Annotated in this window: 6 protein-coding genes; 4 read left to right on the forward strand and 2 right to left on the reverse strand. The window is 69.0% G+C overall.

Annotated features, from left to right (window positions below; translation table 11 throughout):
* A partial coding sequence (locus RWX45_RS10635) for an IS481 family transposase (RefSeq protein ID WP_316023697.1) occupies nt 1-758 on the reverse strand: 758 nt, incomplete at its 3' end.
* 168 nt (nt 759-926) lie between these two features.
* Entirely contained in the window at nt 927-2,216 is a 1,290-nt protein-coding gene (locus tag RWX45_RS10640) for a hypothetical protein (protein ID WP_316023698.1), read from the reverse strand.
* A gap of 231 nt (nt 2,217-2,447) precedes the next feature.
* Between RWX45_RS10640 and RWX45_RS10645 the strand changes: the two genes are divergently transcribed.
* From RWX45_RS10645 to RWX45_RS10660, 4 genes are all read left to right on the forward strand, one after another.
* Nucleotides 2,448-3,968: an NAD(P)/FAD-dependent oxidoreductase gene (locus RWX45_RS10645; protein ID WP_316023699.1), complete on the forward strand. Its 1,521-nt coding sequence runs from the start codon at nt 2,448-2,450 to the stop codon at nt 3,966-3,968.
* A gap of 111 nt (nt 3,969-4,079) precedes the next feature.
* Complete coding sequence (gene miaB, locus RWX45_RS10650) at nt 4,080-5,729, forward strand: tRNA (N6-isopentenyl adenosine(37)-C2)-methylthiotransferase MiaB (protein ID WP_316023700.1); 1,650 nt, start codon at nt 4,080-4,082, stop codon at nt 5,727-5,729.
* A 78-nt stretch (nt 5,730-5,807) separates the two neighbouring features.
* Nucleotides 5,808-6,851, forward strand: a complete 1,044-nt coding sequence (locus RWX45_RS10655) for a hypothetical protein (RefSeq protein WP_316023701.1) — start codon at nt 5,808-5,810, stop codon at nt 6,849-6,851.
* The coding region (locus tag RWX45_RS10660; protein WP_316023702.1) for a GntR family transcriptional regulator at nt 6,845-7,259 on the forward strand (415 nt) is incomplete at its 3' end. The genes RWX45_RS10655 and RWX45_RS10660, both read left to right, overlap by 7 nt.

Consider the following 7,259-nt stretch of genomic DNA (forward strand, 5'->3'; position numbering starts at 1 on the left):
GTGTACTTGTGCTTCACGCTCTTGCCCAAAGCGGTGTTGAAGGCTTCGGAGCGGTAGCACGAGCCGTTGTCGGTCATCACTCGTTGCACGGTGATCCCCAAGGAGGCGTAGAAGGCTCGGGCTCGATGCCAGAACCCGGCAGCGGTGTCCTTGCGCTCATCAGGCAGGATCTCGGAGTAGACCAGGCGAGAGTGGTCATCGATCGCTGAGTGCAGGTAGGAGTACCCCATCGACGAGCGATGCTTGCCGCCCGCGGCGCGCCCCAGAGTGCGCCAGCCACCGCCGTCGGGGATACGGCCGAGCTTCTTGATATCAACGTGCACCAGCTCGCCGGGGGCGTGCCGCTCGTAGCGCACCGGCCGGGGCTTGCGCACGCGCGCACCGGTGGTCTTGTCGATGTGCCCCAGCAGCGGTACCCGGTAGCGGTGCAGCACTTTGGAGACCGTGGATTGGGGCAGGTGGAGGTGGTAGGCGATCCGGTGGGCGCCCCAGCGGCGAGTGACTCGCAGGCCGATGATGCGCCTCTCGGTGCGCTGGGGGGTGCGGTTCGGTGAGTTGATCGGGCGGCAGGACCGGTCCTGCATCGCCGCGCGGCCACCGGCACGATAGCGGGCCACCCATTTGGAGACCGTGCCCCGGCTGACCTGGAACCGTTCCGCGACGCGGGCCTGGGCCCATCCCTGGTCGATGACCAGGCTGGCGATCTTGAGCCGCCCTTCAACACTCAGAGCAGCACGAGCATGAGTAACGTATGACACGAGGACCTCCGTGGATCGAGTGAGCGTGGTAACCCACATCGATACCGGAGGTCCTCACCTACCCCCTCACACCACGCCGCACACAACCTCCATGGGAAGAACAGTTAGGCCCCTCGGCCGCCTTGGCCCCGGGTGGGGAAGCTGCCGCGCTGGCGGCGCGGCTCACTCCTACGGCAACAGCAGGTCGCGGTAGTCGTAAACGTCAACGTTGGTGGTATCGGAGCCATTCATGATGTTGACGATGTGGTCCGAGTACACCTCGACGGGTCCGAGGCTGTCCAGTTCCACCGCCTGGGAGCGATCCGCCGGAATCAGCCACGTGCCGCGCACATCCGCATTGGAAAGAGCTGAGGTGAGCAATACGCTGCCGTCGGAGAACTCCCCAGTGATCTTCGCATCCTGGGTGGGGGAGAGATCGGCCAAGCACTCCACCGATTGGTCCTCAAGGGTGACACGCGCCAGTCCGGCGTACAGCGCAGTCTGCGAGATCGTCGGGTACTGAGCGTTGTTACCGAGCTCGCAAGCCGCGGTATCGATCTTGGTGGCGGTTCCTGTGGAGTCGACCAGCCACAGGTTTCCCGATTCTCGCAGCGCCAAGTGCGTCGATCCGAGGATGAACGAGGCGTACTCATCGTCGGTGGTGAGCAGCTCCGTGGTCCCCAGCTGTACGGTGTTGGCTCCGCTTGCCTTGTCGGTCAGCGTGAACAGAGGCATCCCCTGCCACTGACTCACATTGCTCAATGACAGATCGGCGTCGGAGGAAACCAGGTCGCCCCAGCCGGTGCCGGTCGGCGTGAGATCGGCGTCCACGTGCACCACCGCCGAGGTCACCGAGTCGCTCTCCATGACGATTGCGCCCGCAAAGTCCTCATTGGTGCGCACGGCTGTTCCCTCGAACTGGAGGGCGATGGTCAAGAGGTCCTCCGAGACCGCCTCGCCCGTGGACACATCGAGCCAGGTGACCTCGCCGGCCATGGCATCGGTGTTCTGCAAAATCAGGGCGCCATCGGCGTCGGTCTCGTTCGGGCCGCGCAGCCACACCGAGACGACGCCGATCGCCGGGTCTTGACTGAGTCGTACGCTCATGTCCTGCGCGTCGTCGGGAACCGGCACGGTGGCCGACCAGACTTCGGACCCATCCCACGACGCGCGGTGAACCTTGAGATCCGCGGAGTTGTCCGTGCGCGGCTCGACGTAGGTGATGCCGAGATCGTCCGTGACGACGGCGTCCGCTTCGGCCTTGATACTCAGAGTCGTTGCCGTGAGGCCCGACTCCTCAAAGTTCGGGTTTGCGGCCAGCGGCGTATTGGTGCCGTAGAGGGAACGGCTCGGTGCTGCGGACGCGGGCGCCGAGCTGGCGGCATCGCCTGCGGGGGTGGCGGAACAAGCGGCGCAGGCGGCCAGAGCGACGGCTGTAAGTAGCGCGGTCCTGCGCATGAGATAGCGACGACGGTGCATGATTCAAAGTCCTGGGGGTGAGGGATAGGACAAAAGGCAATGTATATCAGGGACGTTCTGGTCGGCAGCCAGGAGATGCCCGCCAGGACGCCGGGGCGAGGCCGCCGACAGAAACCGCCCCCGCCACCTGTGTCAGTCTCGATGGCGCCGGGCAGCACGTGTGAGGCGAATCATGGACGGCGGCATGAACGCCGCTTCCGTGTTGTGTAAGGCGAACCTTACATTTGGGTCATGAGACGTCCCGTCGCCATTGCCCTGACCGCCGCCGGGCTTGCTGCTGCCGGCGCGGCGCTTGCCTTGACTACCCACCCAACGCGCCGACACGTCGCTCCGGTCGCCGCGGCTGCGGGCCGCCACCGGCCGCCCCGTGTCATCATCGCCGGCGGCGGATACGTCGGCTTCTGCGCCGCCCGTGCACTGCGCAGCCGACTCAATACGGACGAGGTCGAGATCGCCGTCGTCGACCCGCGCCCGTACATGACCTACCAGCCCTTCCTGCCGGAGGTGGCAGCCGGCTCCATCCAGCCGCGCCACGTCGTCGCCTCCCACCGTCGCGGCCTGGACGGCATCACCATCCTCACCGGATCGGTTACCGCCATCGACCACGCCCACCGCACCGTCACCATCACACCCCCAGTCCCGGAGTCCACCCGGGAGACCCCCGAGCCCTATTCCCTCAGCTACGACCACCTCGTGCTCGCCCTGGGCGCCGAAGCCCGCACCCTGCCCATCCCTGGTCTGGCCGACCAGGCCCTCGGCTTCAAACAGGTCGAGGAGGCACTCGCCCTGCGCAACCGGGTGCTCTCCCGCATTGAGGAAGCGGCCTCCACCTGGGACCACAGCCGGCGTCGGCGTCTGCTCACCTTCGTCTTCGTCGGGGGAGGCTTCGCCGGCGTCGAGGCGATCGCCGAGCTGGAGGACATGGCGCGCGCCGCCGTCGCCAAGATCCCCAGCATCGAGCAGAGCGACGTCCACTTCGTCCTGGTGGAGGGCACCCGCCGCATCCTGCCCGAGCTGACCGAGGAGCTGTCCGGATACGGCCTGCAGCAGCTGGTTGAGCGCGACATCGACGTGCGGCTGTCCACCTTCCTCAACTCCTGCGTGGACGGGCACGTGGTTCTGTCCGACGGCACCGAGTTCGACGCCGACACCATCGTGTGGACCGCCGGCGTCAAGGCCGCCCCGGTGCTGGCCGACTCCGACCTGCCCATTGAGGGGCGCGGCCGCGTCACCACCCTGCCCACGCTCCAGGTGGCTCGCGACGGCGTCGTCGTCGACGGTGCCTGGGCGGCCGGCGACTGCGCCGCGGTCCCGGACCTGACCAGTGAGGACCCGGACGCTACCTGCGCTCCCACCGCTCAGCACGCCGTCCGCCAGGCGAAGGTGCTGGCCGCCAACCTGGCGGCCACGCTCGCCGCCGGCCCCGACGAGCAGCCCGAGTTGGCCGTCTACCGGCACGAGAACCTCGGCACCGTTGCCTCCCTGGGAATTGGCAAGGGAGTGGCGCGGATCATGGGGCACAACCTGCGCGGTTTCCTGGCCTGGACGGCGCACCGCGGCTACCACGTCTATGCCATGCCCACCCTCAACCGGAAGGTGCGCATCATGATGGACTGGCTGGCCGCCGTCGTCTTCCGACGCGATCTGGCGAGCTTCGGGTCGGTGGCCGCGCCGGGCGCCGCCTTCGCCCAAGCCACCCAGAATGATGCCCGCCTGGCGCAGCGGCGTCGGCAGGCCCAGACGCCGGCCTGAACCCGCACCAGTGGCGGAGCCCGTCTGCCGACCGCCGACGGGCTCGCGCGCCCGCACCACCCTGCCTGGCTGTGCATCCCGGCGGTAGCCACCGGGCCTAGACTTCCGGCGATGACTACCACCCCGACGCCCATCGCGTCCGCAACCGGCGGCCCCGCGGCGCGCACCTATCACGTGCGCACGCTCGGCTGCCAGATGAACGTGCACGACTCCGAGCACATGGCAGGCCTGCTGGAACAGGCCGGCTACCGCCGCGCCGAGGAGGTCCCCGAAGCGCTCGCACGCGCCACCGATGCCGGCGACGGCGGCGCCGACGTCGTCATTATCAACACCTGCTCCGTGCGCGAGAACGCCGCCACCCGCCTGTTCGGCAACCTCGGTCAGCTCGCCGCCGTCAAGCGGGAGCGGCCCGGCATGCAAATCGCCGTCGCCGGCTGCCTCGCCCAGCAGATGGGCCAGGGGATTGTGGAGCGCGCGCCGTGGGTTGACGTCGTCTTCGGCACCCACAACCTCGACGTCCTGCCCGCCCTGCTGGAACGCTCCCGCCACAACGCCGAGGCCGCGGTTGAGATCGAGGAGTCCCTCAAGGTCTTCCCCTCCACCCTGCCCACTCGGCGCGAGTCCGCCTACGCCGCCTGGGTGTCCATCGCCGTGGGCTGCAACAACACCTGCACCTTCTGCATCGTGCCCTCCCTGCGCGGCAAGCAGCGCGACCGGCGCCCCGGCGAGGTGCTGGCGGAAGTCGCCGCCGTGGCCTCCGAAGGCGCCATTGAGGTGACGCTGCTGGGGCAGAACGTCAACTCCTACGGCGTCGGCTTCGGTGAGCGCGGCGCCTTCGCCGGGCTGCTGCGCGCCGCTGGCGCCGTCGAGGGCATCGAGCGGGTGCGCTTCACCAGCCCCCACCCGGCCGCTTTCACCGACGACGTCATCGACGCCATGGCCGACACTCCCGCGGTCATGCCGAGCCTGCACATGCCTTTGCAGTCCGGCTCCGATCGGATCCTGCGCGCCATGCGCCGCTCCTACCGCACCAAGCGGTTCTTGAACATCCTTGAGCGCGTGCGCGAGCGGATGCCGGAGGCGGCCATCACCACCGACCTCATCGTCGGCTTCCCCGGGGAGACGGAGGAAGACTTCCAGGCCACCCTCGACGTCGTCGAGCAGGCCCGCTTCGCCTCCGCCTTCACCTTCGAGTTCTCCCCGCGCCCGGGCACCCCGGCCGCGGGTATGCCCGACCAGGTGCCGCCCGAGGTGGTCAAGGAGCGCTACGCCCGGCTGGATGAGCTGGTGCGGCGTATCACTCAGGAGGAGAACGAGCGCCAGGAGGGGCGGGTTGTGGAGATCCTCGTCGCCGAGGGGGAGGGGCGCCGCGACCGGGCGACGGCGCGCATCTCCGGGCGCGCCGACGACAACCGCCTGGTCCATGCGGCCCTACCGCTCGGGCTGGCGGCGGACGACTACGCTGCCGGCGCCCCGCGCCCCGGGGACATGCTCACCGTGCGCGTCACCCACGGCGCCCCGCACAACCTCATCGCCGATTCCTCCCGCTGCGGCGCCGCGGCCGGCGAGGCGCTTGCCGGTGACACGGGCCGGAGCGCTGGGGACCGCATCTGGATGGATGACGGCCCGGCCCTGTTCGAGGTGCGCCGCACCCGCGCCGGGGATGCCTGGGAGCGGCGCCGCCGCGAGGCCCATGCCCGGCCCGAGTCCGACGCCGCACCGGTGTCCATCGGCATGCCGCGGCTGCGCGTCGGCGCCTGAACGGGGGCCGGGGCGCGTGACGACTCCCGATGTATTGATACACTGAGTGTGTTGATACACCGGCTGTGGAGGTAGTTCATGAACATCATCGTCCTGTGGACCATCATCGTTGTCATACTGCTCGACTCACAGTCGACGCTTCGATGGGGAACGCGGAGAGGCAACACCGAGCCGGAGGTCGTCGGGGCATTCATCGGCGCTCAGGGACTGCCCGTGTCCCCTGCGCTTCGTCAAGCCGTCAGCGAGCGCCTGGTCAGGCGCGAACGTACCGCACTGGCGTGGGGATGGGGCGGCCTCGCCGTAGCGGTGGCGCTCGGCCTCGGTCTGACCGCCGCCGATGCAGAGCATATGGTTCCCAGCGTGCTGGTGGCGCTCACCGCCGCCGCCTACGCCCTGGGATCCGTCGTCGGCGTCACCCGCCGGTCACAGTCCTTGGACCTGACCGCTCCGCGGGTGGCCCGCTCTCTGGCGGTGTCATGGAGGAGTTATGCGCCGCGACCGGAGAGGATCGCCGCTCTGGCAGCGATTCCGGCCGTCGTGCTCGCCGGCATGGGAGCGTTAGGCGTGTGGGCGGCCACGCCCCTGCGTCCGCGAGGCGGGGTTCTCATTCCCCTCGTCGTCATCGGCGGCGTGCTGGTGGGGGCTGGCGCCGTGAGCGCGCTCATCCACGGGGCCATGGTCCTGGCGGACCGTCCTCAACGCGCCCGCGTGCCCCTGGAATTGGCCTGGGATGATGCGCTGCGCTCCCTGGCCGTGCGGCGTCTGCTCGGGCTCGCGGTGGGGTTGTCCATGGTGCTGAGCCTGTTTCTCCTGGGGACCTCGGCCACGTGGCTCATCGCGCCCGAGGTTCGTGAGCGCGGAATGACCCTCACTGCGGTGCTTGGGATGGCCGCCTTCGCCTGCGGAGTGCTGTGTTGGGCGCTCGTTGCGGTGCCGTGGTGCTATGGGCGCCGGGTTCGCAATGCCTCCGCCTCCCTGTGGGTGGGGCATGACTTCAGTGATGACCTCAACGATGACAGCGGCGTTGTCGAGTCCCGTTCGGAGTATGAGAACGATGCCGCCGCCTTGCACGCCGGTGATTCCGGTGCGTGCGGGCAGACGGCTCAGGAGCGGTCATGCTGACTATCGACCCGAGCTCGTCGGTGCCGCCCTTCGAGCAGGTGCGCGCGCAGTTGACCGAGCAGATCGCCTCCGGGGCCCTGCCCCCCGGGACGAGGCTGCCCGCCGTGCGCCGTCTGGCCGCAGACCTGCAGATCGCCCCGGGCACCGTGGCTCGCGCCTATCGGGAGCTCGAGCGTGCTGGAGCCGTACGGACGAATCGCCGTACAGGGACTACCATCGCGCCCGCCCCGGCGTCGGCTCGCTCCGTCGAGGACGGATTGGCGAACGGCGCAATGCATGCGGCAACGAAGGAGACGAACGGAACCGTGAAGCCTCCGACTGCCGTGGGGGCCATGCCGGATACGGCGGGGTCGGCGGGAGCATCGGTGGAGTGGGCCGAGATCGACCTCGATGCGCTCGCCCTCCGCT

Source organism: Actinomyces sp. MRS3W (assembly GCF_032465695.1).
Taxonomy (GTDB): domain Bacteria; phylum Actinomycetota; class Actinomycetes; order Actinomycetales; family Actinomycetaceae; genus Actinomyces.